This is a genomic window from Aminobacter sp. J44 (genome assembly GCF_007829415.1).
Lineage (GTDB): Bacteria > Pseudomonadota > Alphaproteobacteria > Rhizobiales > Rhizobiaceae > Aerobium.
This window is the reverse complement of the sequence record NZ_VLJG01000004.1, coordinates 91692-108015: the sequence shown is the minus strand read 5'-3', so window position 1 is coordinate 108015 and position 16324 is coordinate 91692. Positions and strand designations below refer to the sequence as shown.

The following is a 16324-nucleotide window of genomic DNA, read 5'->3' as shown; positions in this document are numbered from 1 at the left end:
ACCGAAGGAGAGTGGAATGACTGACAACATAAAGAAGGAATCGCCGTCCGAGCGCATCCTCGCTACCCGCCGCAAGTTCCTGGCCGCCGCCGGCCTTGCTGCGCCGGCGTCACTCGCTGCGCCGGCCATCGTCAAGGCGCAGGCTCCGATCAAGTGGCGCCTGCAGACCTATTCGGGTGCCCCGCTCGGCGCGCACGTGATCAAGCCGCAGATCGACGCCTTCAACGCCGCCGCCAACGGCGAGATGGAGATCGAGCTCTACTACGCCGACCAGCTGGTGCCGACCGCCGAGCTGTTCCGCGCCCTGCAGAATGGCACGCTCGACGCGATCCAGTCGGACGAGGCTACGATGGCTTCGCCGGTCGACATCGCGGTCTTCGGCGGCTACTTCCCGTTCGCGACCCGCTACAGCCTCGATGTGGCGGCGATGTTCATGTACTACGGCCTCGACAAGATCTGGGAGGAGGCTTACGCCGAAGTCGAGAACGTCACCTACCTGTCGACCGGCGCCTGGGACCCACTCCACATCTTCACCACCAACAAGCCGATCCGCAGCATCGCCGACTTTAACGGCCTGCGCGTCTTCGGCGTGCCGACCGCCGGCCGTTTCCTGTCGCGCTACGGCATGGTCCCGGTCACGGTTCCGTGGGACGACGTGGAAGTCGCGCTGCGCACGGGCGACCTCGACGGCGTTGCCTGGTGCGGCTTCACCGAGACCTATGAAGTGGGTTGGGCRGACGTGTGCAAGTACGCGCTGTCGAACTCGGTCACCGGCGCCTGGTTTGGCTCCTACTTCGTCAACACCGAGAGCTGGAACAAGGTGCCGCCGCACCTGCAGCAGCTCTATCGCACGACGATTGACCAGTCGCACTACTACCGCAACGTCTGGTACTGGGGCGGCGAGGCACAGCTGCGSGTCCACGGCGAGAAGCTGGAGCAGACCGAGCTTCCGAAGGAAGAGTGGGCACAGATCGTCAAGGATGCCGAGAGCTTCTGGGACGAGATCGCGGGCGAATCCGAGCGCGCGCGCAAGGTCGTAGAGATCTTCAAGAAGTACGCTGCCGACCAGGAAAAGGCCGGCTACCCGTACCGCTAAGAGATATAGGGCGGGAGCCTTCTCCCGCCCTGCTACTGTGTGCCTGCCGGAAAATTGCCCTCGGCAGGCCTATCCAGATCGGCGAGGGGTGCGCTGCCTTGCGCAGCCGCCCCTCGCGTCGTTTCGACAGATGTCGCCACAGATCGCGCTGATCCCTGACGACAACCCCGCAATACTTTCAGTCAGATGGCCTGGCCGCCGGAGACTTCGATGCGCTGGGCGTTGACCCAACGGTTGTCCTCCGAAACCAGCGAAGCGATCATCGGGCCGATGTCGTCGGGAACACCGGGGCGGCCGAGGGCGGTCAGTTCGGCGATGTGACGGGCAACATCCGGATTGTCCCGAACGATGCCGCCGGAAAAGTCGGTCTGGATAGCGCCGGGTGCAACGACGTTCACCGCAATGCGGCGGGGCCCGAGCTCCTTCGCCATGTAGCGCGTCATCACCTCGACGGCTCCCTTCATCGACGCGTAGACGATACGGCCCGGGTTGATGATGCGCGTCAGCCCTGACGAGATGTTCACGATCCGCCCGCCGTCGGCGATCAGGGGCAGCAACGTCTGCGTGAGGAAGAACGGCCCCTTGACGTGCACGCGGTAGGCGGCGTCGAAGTCATCCTCCGTCGCCTCATCGATCAGGCCGCTGTGCGACGTGCCAGCCATGTTGACGAGATAGTCGAAGCTATCCGCGTCCCATCCGCCTAGGACGCGCCTGACTTCCTGCGCGAAGACGGGGAACGCTTTCGTGTCGCTGGTGTCGAGCGGCAAGGTGGCGGCCCGGACGCCCTTCTTTCGGATATTTGCGACGACTTCGTCGGCTGCGGCCTGGTTGCTGTGGTAGGTAAGGATCAACGAGACGCCGCGACGCGCCAGCGCTTCTACGGTCGAGCGGCCAAGTCCGCGGCTGCCGCCGGTGACAAGAGCGATGCGGGATTGAGACATGAAAACCTCCTGTTCGTGAGGTTCCCAATCTGGGCGTGACGTGCCGCCATGATTAGACCGTGTTTTCGGTCAGCATTGTTTGGCAGGGTGGAACAATCGCATGGACAGGCTGGCAACGCTCAATCTCTTCGTCCGCATCGTCGAGCGCGGCAGTTTCAGCGCCGCGGCGGCGGNGTCCACGGCGAGAAGCTGGAGCAGACCGAGCTTCCGAAGGAAGAGTGGGCACAGATCGTCAAGGATGCCGAGGGCTTCTGGGACGAGATTGCCGGCGAATCCGAGCGTGCCCGCAAGGTCGTTGAGATCTTCAAGAAGTACGCGGCCGACCAGGAAAAGGCCGGCTACCCGTACCGCTAAGAGATATCAGGGCGGGAGCCTTCTCCCGCCTGCTACTGTGGGCCTGCCGGAAATGGCCCCGGCAGGCCTTTCCTGATCGGCGAGGGGTGCGCTGCCTTCGGCAGCCGCCCCTCGCAGCGTTTCGGGGAGCCCTGACCGGACACCAGGGAACGCGGTTCAGGCAGCGCTGAGGCTTGGCGCGCCGCGGGGACTTGCCAGCGAGCCGAATATCTTCTCCTGTCCCCGTTCCTTCAGTAAGAGCGCTGCCTCGACGCGGTTGCGGACGTTGAGTTTCCGGAACAGGTTCGTGACGTGGTACTTCACCGTCTTCTCACAGACGCCGAGCCGCTCGCCAATCTCGCGGTTGCCAAGGCCCGTCGAGACCATCTGCAGGATGCGAAGCTCCTGCGGAGTGAGGGCGGCGAGGGGGTCAGGCTTCGCGGCCTTGCCGAGCGCTGTTAGCAGGCCGAAGCTGAGGTTCGGCGACATGAAGGTTTCGCCCGAGGCAACGTTCTTCACCGCCATAATCAGGTCGGTCGCGTTCACGCCCTTCAGCACGTAGCCGGCTGCGCCTGCTTCTACCGCCCGCATAACGTCGCTGCAGTCGCCTGACACCGTCAGCATCAGGATCCGGGTCGAAGGAGCGCAATCCGAGATCGCCGCGGCCGCCTCGATGCCGTCGCCCCCGGGCAGCGAAATGTCGAGGAGGACGAGGTCCGGCCTGTGCTTCTTGACGAGCTCGACAGCCTCGCTTCCCGAACTTCCTTCGGCAACAACGTTGATTGCGTCGTCCAGCTGGATCGCCTGGACGACGCCCGCTCTGAACAGCGGATGGTCATCCACGGCAACGACTCTGATCCGCTCACTCATGTTTCGTCCCCTTGTCCGAGGTTAACTGTCATCTCGATGGTGGTTCCGTTTGCGGTCTGGTTCATGGTGAAGATGCCGCCGAGGCTTTCCACGCGTTCGCGCAGGCCCATGAGCCCAAGGCCGCAGCCGCGTGTTTCGGTGTGCGGGCCATGGCCCGCATCGCTGACGCGCACCGTAAGCAGGCGGCCTTCGACTCGGCACTCCACCGTCTGGCCCTTGCCGCCGGCATGACGGAAGGCGTTGTTCAGGCCCTCCTGCACAAAACGGTAGGCGCAGATTCGCAACGCCGGCGGCAGGTCGCCATGATAGTCGTCCAGGGCAACCGAAACTTTAGTGCCCGTGCGTCGCTCATGCGCATCGGCGGCAGCACGGACCGTTTCGCCGAGCGTCATGCCTTCGATCTCCGGCAGCATCAGACCACGGGCGATGATGCGCATGTTCTGCAGCGCCTCGGTCAGCACGCCTTCGATCGACTGGAGCACATTCTCGCGCATGCGCCGGTCGGCGGCACGCCGGATCTGTTCGAGCTTCAGCGCTGCAAGGCCAACCAGCTGCGCCGGCCCGTCATGGAGTTCGGCGCCGACATTGCGCAGGTGCGCCTCATTCATCTCGGCCAGGCGTGCCGAGGCGCACTGCACCTTTTGGCGCAGCTTGCGGTTCTGCTCCGACACTCGCTCGATCTGCTTCAGCCGGTTGCGCAACGCCGACTGGTGCTCGGCGAGTAGACGGCCGCTCTTCCAGACTATGACCACCAGTGCAGCCGCGATCAGCAGCGTTGCGGCGATCAGCACCAGCCAGGTCTGCGTGCGCAGCCACAAGAGCTTTTCCTCGAGCGGAGCGGTCAGCTCATGCACCTCGACGACGGCGATGATGAGGCCTGAAAGGTGTTCGCGCAGCGGCACGTAGATTTCTAGGAACCGCGTGTTCCAGCCTCGGGCCGTATGCTCGGCGGCCTGCAGGTCGGTGTACCGCGCCTCGACATAGCCTTCGAAGGCGCGGGCAGCACCCTCGGGCGTTGCGAACTTGCCGCCGATCAGTTCGCTGCTGGTGGAATAGGCCAGTGATCCGTCGGGCAGCCACAGGTCGACGTGGACGAAGCGGCCATAGATGGGGCCGTCCTTCAGCATGGTATCGAGTCGCTCGATGCTGCCGGGGCTGAGGCTGTCCGAGCGGGCAAGCTCCTGGACAGCGGGTGAGATCAGGCTGTCGAGGAACAGTGCGGAGCTGGCCGCGGTGCTGTCGACAGTCGCGCGTGAGATGATGCCCGAAATGATGAAGCCGCCGAAGGTCATTGCCGCGAGGAGCACGATGCCTCCGGCAAGTGCGAACTGCGAGGGTTGGCTCATCCGGCTGAAGCTGTCTGCCCATCGCCTGCGCGGCTGTGAGAATGCCAGTACGCCCATGATTGCCCCGAACGCATTGTTGCCCAAGCCAACTCTATCGATCCGGGCAAGTGGCGGTACGTCCGATGGTCCAATGATGTGACTAGACTAAAGTCCGGGGTCCGGCCAGGGCTTCAGATCTGGGCCTGTTGCCCTTCCGGGGAAGTAAATCGTCGGACCAACTGAAGTAGTCCGACCCAATATAACGCGATCATCATGTCTCCGATGCGCAATTGCGTGCTTATCGCAGAAGGCGGCCGCCGGTTGCGTCATTTGTCTGGAAAAGACGGGAGGCAGTCATGGTTAATATCGTAAAGCACGATCTCGAATTCATTCTGAAGCAAATCAAGATTGCAGAACGGCATGCTGCGGGCGAGGACCTGAACAAGCTGGTCGCGGAAGCTGGAGGCACTGACCCGAATTCGCCAGCGTCTCCGCAGGCGCACCTGCAGCCTTACGGTCTGCGTACGGTCGACGGCAGCTACAACAACCTGCTGCCCGGACGCACCGAGTGGGGCGCAGCCGACTACGAGTTCAAGTATCTGACGGATCAGTCGTTCAGGCAGGGCTCAGGCAGCTTCACCTATACCTCGAACAACGACTACGGCGTCTCGGGAGATGTCGCTGACGCAGAGCCGCGCCTGATCTCGAATCTGATCGTTGACCAGACACTCAACAATCCGGCCGCCCTCATCGCGGCGCTGGAGCATGCGGGTGTAACTGGCGCGGCACAGACGGCCGCAGTGCAGGAGATCTGCCAGCTCTGGCAGGTTATCAAGGACCTCGACGAGAACTCGCAGAGCTACGCCAGCCAGAAGGCGCTCCTTGATGCTGCGTTGGAAAAGTACGGCATCGAGATGGATGGCCCTACCATCCTGTTGCCGAACGTTGCGCCGGATATCGGCGATTCGGCATCCTACAACTCGATGTTTACGCTGTTCGGCCAGTTCTTCGACCACGGCCTCGACCTGGTCGCCAGGGGTGGCAATGGCACGGTCTACATCCCGCTCTCGCCGGATGACCCGCTCTACAACCCGAACAGTCCGCAGACGAACTTCATGGTGATGACGCGCGCCAGCACGGGCGAAGATGCGCGCAACACCACGACGCCCTGGGTCGACCAGAACCAGACCTACAGTTCGCACGCATCGAAGCAGGTCTTCATGCGCGAGTATGTGGGAGGACCGGATGGAAAGCCGGCCAACACCGGTTGATGATCAGCAGCGCGCAGGCAAGCGGCGCAAAGACGGTGGCGGCGAACCATAGCGCCGCGACAGTAAGGATCACCGCAATCAGCACGAGCGCAAGGCTGCGCGACAGCGCGGTCCGCGCGGCCGTTCTATTCCTGGCGCTCTGCGGTTGGGCCGGGCGCCGCAGCGTCAGGCAGCCTTTCGCGCCAGCCGCGCGATCGTCCAGAGGGAAAAGCCTTCCATCAGGAGCTCGATCGAGACGAAGGTGCCGATCACCCAGCCCCACGACTGCAGCCACTGCGTCATGCCTTCGGGTGTCGCCAGCACCGCTTGGTCAGGCGGAATGACCGCGCGGTAGACGAGGACGCCGAGCAGGATCGAAATAATGCCGGAGAGGAGCACTGCGAGCCAGACACCGCTTTCACCGCGTAGCTGGAAGGCGAGGATGATGCGCAGCACTCCTGTCGCCACCAGCGAGATGGCGAGGAACAGCGTCAGCCAGAAGGCCGCCGCAAGCGGCATGGTGACGAGCAGGATGCCGGTTCCGAGGTAGATGATGCCCATCAGGGCGTGCCAGAAAACGCCCTTCCATTCACGCTGGCGGAAGGCGTCGATGATCTCGGCGATGCCGCCGGCAGCGGCCAGCACGCCGAACCAGAACACCGCAACCGCCGTCATCCAGTAGCTGGCGATGAGGCCGATGCAGCCGAGAATGATGAAGAAAATTGCGAGGGCCATAAGCCACCCCGCGCTCAGGCCCTGACCAGCCAGCCTCGCGCTGGATGATCCTACGGAAAGGTTCGTCATGGCGAACTCCCTCTGAACGGAGAGGCAAGTCTACCACGCTTGCGGGTGAAATACACTGGTGGGCTATGGTGGCCGCCTCAGGCCTCCGGATTTGGCGCGCGGCAGGGGCATTGCAGCAAAACGCTGTATCTCTTCATTAAGAAAGAGGCCGCTTGGGGCGGCCTCCGGATAGGATGCGGTAACGGGCGGTCGGCCAGCTCCCAACGCTGGCAAAAAACGCTTACTTCTGAACGTCCGTCCAGATGCGGGTGTAGAGCTGCTGTACCTCTGGCGAGCAAGAGAGGAGGAACTCGCCAGCAGCTTCAAATTCGGCCGGAACGACGAGCTCAGGTGCGTCCTTCATGTCATCCGGCATGAACTGTTCCGATCCCTTGATGCCGTTCGCGTACTTCGCAAAGGCCGAGATCATCGCCGCATTTTCCGGCTCCATGATGAAGTTCATGAACAGCTTGGCATTGTCGACGTTCTTCGCGTCCTTCAGGATCGCGACGCTGTCCATGAAGTAGGGGAAGCCTTCCTTCGGGTAGCCGAACTTGATGTCCGGGTTCTTGATGCGCGAGCGCATGATGGCGCCGTTCCAGTAGAACACCGCGGCATAGTCGCCGGCCGGCAGCTTCTCAGTGACGCTGTAGTCCATAGCCAGCCACTTGGGCTTTGCCTCGACGAGCTTGTCGCGCACCTTCTTCAGCAGTTCCTTGTCGTCCGTGCACCAGTCGCCGCCGAAGTACTTGATTGCCGAGAACAGCACGTCGTTCATTTCCGGCGCGACGTTGATCTTGCCGACCAGTTCCGCGGGCGGGTCGAGGAAGATCGCCGACGTGTTGATGTCACCGCCATAGACCTTGGTGTTCACGCCGGTGCCAGACAGGCCCCACTGCCACGGCACCGTGTAATGGCGGCCCTCATCCCACGGCACGTTGACCCAGCGTTCGTCGACGTTCTTGAAGTTTTCCATCTGGTCGGGCCGCGCTTCAAGCAGCAGGCCTTCCGCAACGAAGATCGGGACGTAGTTGGCCGACGGGACGACGATGTCGAAGCCATGGCCGCCGGCGCGCACCTTGGCGAGCGCGGTGTCGTTCGAGTCGTAGTCGGTGATGGTAACCTTGACCTTGTAGGTTTCCTCGAACTTCTTGATCAGTTCGGGGCTGGTGTAGTCGCCCCAGTTGTAGATGTTGAGCTCGCCTTCCGCCGATGCGGTGCCCGCAAGGGCAAACACCGTAACCGCCGCAGCGGCGGTCGTTGTCTTCCACTTCATTGCCGTTCTCCCATTGTTGGCAAGGCTGGTCATGGCCTCCGCCGATTGACGAAATAGAACACGGTGACGAGCACGACAGACAGCGCGAGGAACACCGTGGCGATGGCATTGATTTCGGGGCTCGTCTCGCGCCGCAGCTGGCCGAGCATGTAGGTCGGCAGCGTGTCCTGGCCGCCGGACTTGACGAACTCGGTGATGACGACGTCGTCGAGCGAGATGACGAAGGCGAGCATGAAGCCGGCGATGATCGCGGGCCGCAGCAGTGGCAGCGTCACGCGCCAGAAGGCGCGCCAGGGCGTCGCGTAAAGATCGGCCGCAGCGCGTTCCAGAGTGAGGTCCATGCTCTCAAGGCGCGCGCGGATCGGCAGATACGCAAACGGGATGCAGAAGGCGGTGTGGGCAAGGATCAGGTAGCCCATGCCGGTGTAGCCGGTCCAAACCTTGATGCGCGAGAAGACGATCAGCAGCGCGACGCCGGTGACGATCTCCGGCACCATCAGCGGCTGGTTGATGAAGACGTATTTGAAGGTAAGCCCTGGATAGTTCGGCGTGCGCGTCGTCGCTAGTGCCGCCATCGTGGCGGCGATCGTTGCCAGCGTCGCTGCCCAGGTTGCGAGGAGCAGCGAGCGGATCGAAGCATCCTGCACTGCCTGGTTGTTCCAGGCCGAGATGAACCAGCGCAGCGACAGCCCGTCCCAGCGCGACAGCGAGTCGGCCGCGTTGAAGGAATAGGCAACGAGGGCTGCGATCGGCAGGTAGAGCGCAAAGAAGGTAAACAGCGCGATCAGGCCAAAGCCTGGCTGCCGGCGGATGTCATAGGCGCGCTGACGTCTAGCCATGGCTTGCCCCCGAACGCGAGACGTTTCGGACGTAGAACAGGAGCGCGACCATCACCAGCGCCATCAGTGTGATCGAGATCGCCGCCCCCAGCGGCCAGTTGCGACCGGCACCAAACTGCAGCTCGATCAGGTTGCCGAGCATCATGCTCTTGCCTCCGCCCAGCACTCGCGGAATGACGTAGGCGCCGAGCGAAGGGATGAAGACGAGAATTGAGCCGGCAACGATGCCGGGTTTGACCAGCGGAATGACGATCCGGCGCAGCACCTGCCAGCGAGAGGCGTAGAGGTCGTAGCCCGCCTCGATCAGCCGGAAGTCGAGTTTCTCGATACTGGCATAGAGCGGCAGCACCATCAGCGGCAGGTAGACGTAGGTCATGCCGAGCAGGATGGCGAGGTCGGTGTTCATGATCTGCCACGGCCGCTCGATGATGCCGAGCGAGATCAGCGCCGTGTTGATGAGACCCTCGTTGCGGATCACCTGCTGCATCGCGAAGGTGCGGATGAGAAGGTTGGTCCAGAAGGGAATGGTGACGAGGAAGACCCAGACCTCGCGGGTTGTCGCCGGGCGCGTGGCGATGAAGTAGGCGGTGGGAAAGCCAAACAGCAGCGTGAGCACCGTCGTGTAGAGCGACAGGCTGATCGAGCGCCACAGGATGGACAGGTGCGCGTCGGCAAGGCCCAGCGTATCGTCGAAGATGTCGCGCTGGAACAGGACCGAGACCCAGCCCTCCAGCGAAAAGACGCCGAACTTCACGTCGCCATAGTCCGCCTTCTCCATGAAGGAGTAGGCGAGCATGACGAACAACGGTCCGATCGCCGCGACGAAGATGATGATGAGCGCTGGCGCTGACAGCAGCCAGCGGTCGCGCCGGTCCCTGGCTTCGGCGGCGCGGGCGGTCTCGGCTGCGGTGGCCATCGGTCAGCTCCTGAGAAGCTGCGCGGCATCCGCGCTGATCGCAACGCCCGCGCGCTGGCCAGCCGCAAGCCCCTGCGCCGCGTCGGGGCTGTTCTGCCTCCGCACGACGAACAGCGTCCCGTCGTCGATCCGCAGGTGGAAATGCGTGTCGGTGCCGAGATAGACGACGTTCTCGACTGTGCCATGGAGCGAGGCTCCGTCGCCTTCCGGCACGATGCGCGCATGCTCGGGGCGGACAACGATGGTCGCGCGCCCTGACGGCGAATGGCCCTCTGGCACCGCAGCGGAAATCTCGGCGCCAGAGGACAGGCGCACCGTTGCGCGGCAATTTTCGACGATTACCACTTCTGCCTCGAGGAAATTGCTCTCGCCGATGAAGTCGGCGACGAAGCGCTCGGCCGGGCGGTCATAGATGTCACGCGGCGAGCCAACCTGCAGGATCTTGCCCGCCGTCATGACCGCGATGCGATCGGACATCGTCAGCGCTTCCTCCTGGTCGTGCGTGACGAAGATGAAGGTGATGCCGGTCTCGTGCTGCAGGCGTTTCAGCTCGATCTGCATGCCCTTGCGCAGCTTGTAGTCGAGCGCCGAGAGCGGCTCGTCAAGCAGCAGCACCTTCGGCTGCGGGGCAAGGGCGCGCGCCAGCGCCACGCGCTGCTGCTGGCCGCCCGAGATCTGACTGGTGCGGCGGTTGGCCAGGTTCTCCATGCGCACCAACGCCAGCATTTCGGCGACGCGCGCCTTGATCTCGTCCTTTGGCCTGCCCAGCATTTCGAGGCCGAAGGCGATGTTTTCCGCCACCGTCATGTGCGGGAACAGCGCGTAGGACTGGAAAACCGTGTTGACCGGCCGCTTGTGTGGCGGGAGGCCAGCAATGTCCTTGCCGTACAGCAGGATCTCGCCTTCGGACGGGTATTCGAACCCGGCAATCAGGCGAAGTAGTGTGGTCTTGCCGCAGCCGGACGGCCCCAGCAACGTGAAGAATTCATTTTCTCTAATGGACACCGAAACCGTGTCCAGCGCCGTGACGGCGTATTCTCCAGCACCGAAAACCTTCCGCACACTGCGGACGTCGATGGCATTGCTCTCCGGCTGATCCGGCACGCGTTACCCCATTATTTTCAGGAGCCCGTTCTTGTGACGGGTTTTGTTCCCCACCGGAATGTCATCACAGGCGAGAGTGCTTGGCAACCGTATGTACGCAAACAAAGGCGGATTTTTTTGCACTGCACATCTGGCGGGCAATCTTGCCTCGCCAGGTCTCCCGCAACTGGCCGGACCAGACGGTGTCGGCCGGTTGGCACAGCGCTTGCCAGACGCCTGCAGGCGCGCTTAGCTTCGCCTGACTCTTGGGGAGAGGAATTGCATGAAGACAATCTATTCGCCGCTGCACGCCGGTCATGGCGGAACGATGGAGCTGGTGGCCGGCGCGCTGGTGCCGGGCTTTGAGAAGCCGTCCCGCGCGGAATACATCCGTCAGCGGGTCGAGGACGTGAAGCTCGGCCCGATCCTCGGACCCGAGGCGCATGACCTTGCGGCTGCAAAGCGCATCCATCGCGCCGACTACATCGATTTCCTCCCGACGGTTTATCCGGCTTGGGAAGCGTCCGGCCGCTCGGGATCTGCGCTGCCCTTCACCTGGCCGACCCGCGGCCTGCGCGGAGACGTGGTGCCGGAAACCATCGAGGCAAAGCTCGGCTATTATTCGTTCGATGCCGGCGCGCCATTCGTGAAGGGAACGTGGGAGGCGATCAAGTCCTCCCATGAGGTGGCGATGACGGCCGCGCGCCTCGTCAAGGACGGCGAGCCGGCCGCATTCGCTCTTTGCCGTCCGCCCGGGCACCATGCGGGCGACGCCTTCATGGGTGGCTACTGCTACATCAATAACGCCGCCGTCGTGGCGCAGTGGTTCCGCGACCAGGGAGCGGCGCGTGTCTCGATCCTCGACGTCGACTACCACCACGGCAACGGCACCCAGCAGATGTTCTACAGCCGCGGCGACGTCCAGGTGCTCAACCTGCATGGTGACCCGATGAACGAGTATCCGTTCTTCCTCGGCCATGCCGACGAGAAGGGCGAGGGTGAGGGCGAAGGCTTCAACCTCAACTACCCGATGCCGGCTGGTACCAGTTTCGAGGTCTGGAGCGACGCACTCGACAATGCCTGCCGCAAGCTTGCCGACTTCGCGCCCGACGTCGTGGTTGTCTCGCTGGGCGTCGACACCTTCGAGAAGGACCCGATCAGCCAGTTCAAGCTGAAGAGCAGCGACTATCCGCTGATCGGCCGCCGCATTGCAAAGCTTGGCCTGCCGACGCTGTTCGTCATGGAAGGCGGTTATGCGGTCGAGGAGATCGGCATCAACGCCGTCGGCGTGCTGACCGGCTTTGAGGACAAGTAGCGATCAATCTCAAGGCTGAGGGGCCGCTCCGTCCCGGTTTTTGCGCGCACGCCCCCGCCTGCGGCTCGCCGATTTCGTGCAGATCGGCGAGGGGGTGATCCGGCTGACATATCTTCCGGGGTAACTAGTGCCCGGCTATTGCCCGGAGGTCATCGATCGCACCGGGAGCTGCCGCCAGCACCGGGGCACCCTTGGTGAGGGATTCGCCTTCGACCGGGAAGGGGAGGAACCAGCCGCCCGCTTCGCGCACGAGGCAATAGCCGGCAAGGCAGTCCCAGGCATGCATGTAGGGCTCGTAGTAGCCGACGAGACGGCCTGCGGCGACATAGGCGAGCATCAGCGCGCCGGAGCCGTTGCGGATGAAGGTGCCGCCCGCGCCAAGCAGGTCCTCGACTACCTTTGCTACGACCTGCGGCGCAACATAGTGGTTGGCGCCGATGCCCGTGACCGCGTTGCGGATCGTCCGGGTGGCGTCGAGCGAGAGCGGCGTGCCGTTCATCGACGCGCCGCGGCCAAGCGCTGCCGAAAAGAGCTCGTCCTGGCATGGCGCATAGATGACGCCGACCACCGGCTCGCCGCGATGGAGAAGCGCGATCGAGACGCACCAGGTCGGCATGCCGTTGACGAACGGGCTGGTGCCGTCGATCGGGTCGATCACCCAGGTAAAGCCGGAAGTCGCATCGGCGAGGCCATATTCCTCGCCAAGGATGCCGTCGCCCGGAAAGCGCTCGCCGATCTTCTCGCGGATCAGCGTCTCGACATTGCGGTCGGCAATCGAGACGACGTCCTGCGGGTCGCGCTTCATCTCGATGACGAGGGTGCTGCGGCGGTTGAAATAGTCGAAGGCCAGCCGTCCGGCTTCGCGCGCTACGGCTTCGGCAAATCTCTGCCTGTCCTCATAGGAGGCGAGGTCTTCGGTGCTCATGCAAATCCTCGGGTCTGGCGGGTCTTCGTTGGGGGCAAGAATTCTCAGCTTGTTATGATCGCAATTCCGCGATTGCGAAAGGCGATTGCTACCGGAGTCGTCGCGGGCAGCATGCGCTCGACGGCAGGATCGATGACGAACAGCCGGCCGGCGTCGGTTTCGACCTCGTATTCGACATGGTCGCCGAGATAGGCGGAGTGGGTGACGACGCCGCCGAACGGCGCTTTGTCGGCAGGCTCGAGTACGATCGCATTAGGCCGCACGGCGAGCTTGGCCGCTCCCGGCTGCGAGACGTTGCGGCGCGGCACGCGATGGGTGAGCGCGCCCAGCCGGATCATCGCCTGGTCGCCCTCGAAGCCGACGACATCGCAGGGCATGACGTTCGCCTCGCCCATGAAGTCGGCGATGAAGGAGGATGCTGGCGCTTCATAGAGCTCGCGCGGCGCACCCTCTTGCGCAATGCGCCCGTCCTTCATGACGATGATGCGGTCGGAGACGGCGAGCGCCTCGTCCTGGTCATGGGTGACGTAGACGGCGGTGAAGCCGAGCCGCTGTTGCAGGTCGCGGATCTCGGTGCGCACCCGCCGGCGGAGGCGCGCGTCGAGATTGGAGAGCGGCTCGTCGAGGAGCAGCACCTGCGGCTCGAGCACGAGCGCGCGGGCGACCGCGACGCGCTGCTGCTGGCCGCCCGAGAGTTCGGATGGCAGGCGATCGCCAAGGCCGGCGAGGCCCACGAGCCGCAGCCCTTCCTCGGCCTTTTCGACCGCTTCCTTCGGCTTGAGCCCAGATGAAGCGAGGCCGTAGGCAACGTTCTGCGCCGCAGTCATATGCGGAAACAGCGCATAGGACTGGAACACCATAGACACGTCGCGCTCGTTAGCGGGCAGTTTCGTAACGTCCTTGCCGCCGATCAGGATGCGGCCGGAGGTTGGGTGCTCGAGGCCCGCGAGCATGCGCAGCGTCGTCGTCTTGCCGCATCCGGAGGGGCCTAGCAGCGTAACCAGTGTGCCCGGCTCAATCGTCAGCGACAGGTCGTGGATGGCCGTGAACGAGCCAAAGACCTTGCGGACATTCTGGAAGACGACCGATCCTGTCGAACTCATGCGGCTTTCTCCTCGGGAACGGGTACGGGCAGCACGGCGCCTGCCTGTTCGGGACGGCGGCGCAGGCGTCGCTCGCCGACCAGCAGCTGGAAGCACGCGATGATGAGGATCATCACCACGATCAACGCAGAGGAATAGGCGATGGCCACACCGTATTCGCCGTTCTCGACGAGGCCGACGATATAGGAGGTCGCCATGTTGTATTCGGCGCTGACGAGGAAGATCACCGCGCTGATCGAGGTAATGGCGCGGACGAAGGAATAGACCAGCGCGGCAGTGATGGCTGGGCGCAGGAGCGGCAGGATCACCTTGCGGATGGTGCGGAAGCTGTTGGCGCGCAGCGTCAGCGAGGCCTCGTCGAGGCTCTGGTCGAGCTGCTTCATGGCCGCCACGCCGCCGCGCACGCCGACCGGCATGTTGCGGAAGACGAAGCAGGCGATCAGGATCGCCGCCGTGCCGGTCATCTCCAGCGGCGGCAGGTTGAAGGCCATGATGTAGCTGATGCCGATGACGGTGCCGGGAATGGCGAAGCTCATCATCAGTGCGAACTCGAACAGTTCGCGCCCTGCAAAGCGCTGGCGCACGATCAGATAGGCGGTGAGCAGGCCGACGGCGGCAGTAAGCGGTGCCGAGGCGAGCGCGATCTTCATCGTCGTCCAGAACGAGTTCCAGGCGACGCCAGTCCAGACGATGCCGTTGTCGGTGAAGGCGATGGAAAAGGCGCGGATGTAGTGCTCAAGGGTAAAGCTGTTGTCGAGGCCCCAGGTCTTCATGAAGCCGCCGGCGACGATCATACCGTAGACGACGAGGGTGAAGATCGCCCAGGGAATCACCAGCGCATGCACGCCGATGTTGATCGAGCGGGGGAGGGCGGCATGGTTGCCGCTGTCGCCCTTGCCGGTGACGGTGGCGAAGTTCTTGCGCCCGAGCCAGAGGCGCTGGGCAAGAAAGGCCGAGAGCGTGAAGCAGAGCAGCACAATCGCCAGCACCGCGGCGCGCGAAGGGTCGTTTTGCGAACCGACGACGGCGAAGAAGATTTCGGTCGAAAGCACGCCGTGGCTGCCGCCCAGCACCAGCGGGTTGCCGAAATCAGCCATGCTTTCGATGAAGCCGATCAGGAAGGCGTTAGCGAGGCCGGGCTTCATCAGCGGGAGTGAGACGTGCCAGAAGGTACGCCAGCGGTTGGCGCGCAACGTCTGCGAGGCTTCTTCCATCGATGGGCTGACGCCCTCGACGACGCCGATCAGCACGAGGAACGAAATGGGCGTGAAGGACAGCACCTGCGCGATCCAGATGCCGGTCAGCCCGTAGAGCCAGCGGCCCGGCTCGATGCCGAAGAGGTTCGACAGGGTGAGCGTAACGACGCCGGCGCGGCCGAACAGCAGGATCAGCGCAAGGCCTATGACGAAAGGCGGGGTGATGATCGGAAGGATCGTGAGAAGCCGCAGCCCCTTCTTGAAGCGGAAGCCGGTTCGGGTCGCGACCAGCGCAAAAGCGAGGCCGAGGATGGTCGAGCCCAACGCGGTGATGATCGCGAGGAAGAAGGTGCGCCAGGCAATGCCGCAACGCCCGGCGTCGATGACGCAGTTGAGGCTCCAGATCGACGGGTCGACAATGTTGCGCAGGAAGCCGTCCGGCTTGAACGAGCCGTCGAAGTCCTGGAACGCGCCGATGAACATGCTGATCAGCGGGTAGAATACGAAAACCGAGACCAGCAGCACCAGCAGGCTGATGGCGCCGACGACGAAGGTGTCGCCCTTGAGCGCACCGCGCTCGGCCATGCCGAACGAGAAGATCAGCGTGAAGATGATGGACAGGGTGATGGCGCCGGCGCCCATCGCGGGCTGGCCCGTTGAAAGCGGGCCCAGGGTGTTTTCAGAGATCATCCAGGTCCAGCCGGCAAAGCCAATGGCAAGTCCCTGCAGCGCGAGGAAGCCTAGTCCAAGCCCGCCGATCAGCGCAAGCCAGGAGCCGCGCCGTTCTGACTGAGGAGACGCAACGCGGATGAGGATGGCGACGGCAAACAGGGCAATCGCGACCCAAAGCCACCAGCGGCCGTGCATGGTGGCCTGCAGCAGGCCCGGCGCCTCGTTCGAGCCGCGGGGGAAGTTGCCGAGCCACGAAAAGCCGAAGAAGCCGCCTCGCTCGATCCTGTACCAGGGCAGGAGCAGCAGCGCGATAATGCCGGCCGCAAAACACCAGTCCAATCGGCGATTGCTCTTTCCCATCAGATCCCTGTCGCACGGTTCAAGTCATGGGGGAGAAAGGC

14 protein-coding genes are annotated in these 16324 nt (G+C 63.6%); 3 read left to right on the top strand and 11 right to left on the bottom strand.

What is annotated here, in order from left to right; all coding sequences use genetic code 11:
• The first annotated feature begins 16 nt into the window (after positions 1-16).
• Entirely contained in the window at positions 17-1096 is a 1080-nt protein-coding gene (gene dctP, locus L610_RS02580) for a TRAP transporter substrate-binding protein DctP (RefSeq protein ID WP_144702236.1), read from the top strand.
• 182 nt (positions 1097-1278) lie between these two features.
• On the opposite strand, the gene L610_RS02575 is transcribed toward dctP, so the two are convergent.
• The 3 genes from L610_RS02575 to L610_RS02560 all read right to left on the bottom strand — a co-directional run bounded on the left by L610_RS02575 (position 1279) and on the right by L610_RS02560 (position 4643).
• The gene (locus tag L610_RS02575; RefSeq protein WP_144702233.1) at positions 1279-2037 is read right to left on the bottom strand and encodes an SDR family NAD(P)-dependent oxidoreductase; all 759 of its coding nucleotides are present in this window, start codon (positions 2035-2037) and stop codon (positions 1279-1281) included.
• A 510-nt stretch (positions 2038-2547) separates the two neighbouring features.
• Positions 2548-3240, bottom strand: coding sequence for a response regulator transcription factor (locus tag L610_RS02565; protein ID WP_024849088.1), 693 nt, complete (start codon positions 3238-3240; stop codon positions 2548-2550).
• A complete protein-coding gene (locus L610_RS02560) occupies positions 3237-4643 on the bottom strand; it encodes a sensor histidine kinase (RefSeq protein ID WP_144702230.1) in 1407 nt (468 codons plus the stop codon). Before L610_RS02560 ends, L610_RS02565 begins: the two co-directional genes overlap by 4 nt.
• A gap of 278 nt (positions 4644-4921) precedes the next feature.
• Between L610_RS02560 and L610_RS02555 the strand changes: the two genes are divergently transcribed.
• Positions 4922-5836, top strand: coding sequence for a peroxidase family protein (locus tag L610_RS02555; RefSeq protein ID WP_144702227.1), 915 nt, complete (start codon positions 4922-4924; stop codon positions 5834-5836).
• 165 nt (positions 5837-6001) lie between these two features.
• Here the strand turns inward: L610_RS02555 and L610_RS02550 are convergent, their stop codons facing one another.
• The 5 genes from L610_RS02550 to L610_RS02530 all read right to left on the bottom strand — a co-directional run bounded on the left by L610_RS02550 (position 6002) and on the right by L610_RS02530 (position 10733).
• Positions 6002-6550 (bottom strand): HdeD family acid-resistance protein, encoded by a 549-nt coding sequence (locus tag L610_RS02550; RefSeq protein WP_051473290.1) that lies wholly within the window; start codon positions 6548-6550, stop codon positions 6002-6004.
• A 289-nt stretch (positions 6551-6839) separates the two neighbouring features.
• The gene (locus L610_RS02545) at positions 6840-7874 is read right to left on the bottom strand and encodes an extracellular solute-binding protein (RefSeq protein WP_024849068.1); all 1035 of its coding nucleotides are present in this window, start codon (positions 7872-7874) and stop codon (positions 6840-6842) included.
• A gap of 29 nt (positions 7875-7903) precedes the next feature.
• Positions 7904-8713 (bottom strand): ABC transporter permease, encoded by an 810-nt coding sequence (locus L610_RS02540; protein ID WP_144702224.1) that lies wholly within the window; start codon positions 8711-8713, stop codon positions 7904-7906.
• Entirely contained in the window at positions 8706-9629 is a 924-nt protein-coding gene (locus tag L610_RS02535) for an ABC transporter permease (RefSeq protein ID WP_144702221.1), read from the bottom strand. The genes L610_RS02540 and L610_RS02535 overlap by 8 nt, the downstream gene beginning before the upstream one ends.
• Positions 9630-9632: 3 nt before the next feature.
• Positions 9633-10733: an ABC transporter ATP-binding protein gene (locus tag L610_RS02530; protein ID WP_144702218.1), complete on the bottom strand. Its 1101-nt coding sequence runs from the start codon at positions 10731-10733 to the stop codon at positions 9633-9635.
• Positions 10734-10995: 262 nt separating this feature from the next.
• Between L610_RS02530 and L610_RS02525 the strand changes: the two genes are divergently transcribed.
• Positions 10996-12027, top strand: coding sequence for a histone deacetylase family protein (locus L610_RS02525; RefSeq protein WP_024849064.1), 1032 nt, complete (start codon positions 10996-10998; stop codon positions 12025-12027).
• Between the two features lie 124 nt (positions 12028-12151).
• Here L610_RS02525 and L610_RS02520 read toward each other — a convergent pair whose 3' ends face one another.
• From L610_RS02520 to L610_RS02510, 3 genes are read right to left on the bottom strand one after another with little or no spacing between them, the layout of a single operon-like run.
• The gene (locus tag L610_RS02520; RefSeq protein ID WP_144702215.1) at positions 12152-12952 is read right to left on the bottom strand and encodes an inositol monophosphatase family protein; all 801 of its coding nucleotides are present in this window, start codon (positions 12950-12952) and stop codon (positions 12152-12154) included.
• A 44-nt stretch (positions 12953-12996) separates the two neighbouring features.
• Positions 12997-14055: an ABC transporter ATP-binding protein gene (locus tag L610_RS02515; protein WP_144702212.1), complete on the bottom strand. Its 1059-nt coding sequence runs from the start codon at positions 14053-14055 to the stop codon at positions 12997-12999.
• Positions 14052-16283, bottom strand: coding sequence for an iron ABC transporter permease (locus tag L610_RS02510; RefSeq protein WP_144702209.1), 2232 nt, complete (start codon positions 16281-16283; stop codon positions 14052-14054). The genes L610_RS02515 and L610_RS02510 overlap by 4 nt, the downstream gene beginning before the upstream one ends.
• Positions 16284-16324: the final 41 nt, after the last annotated feature.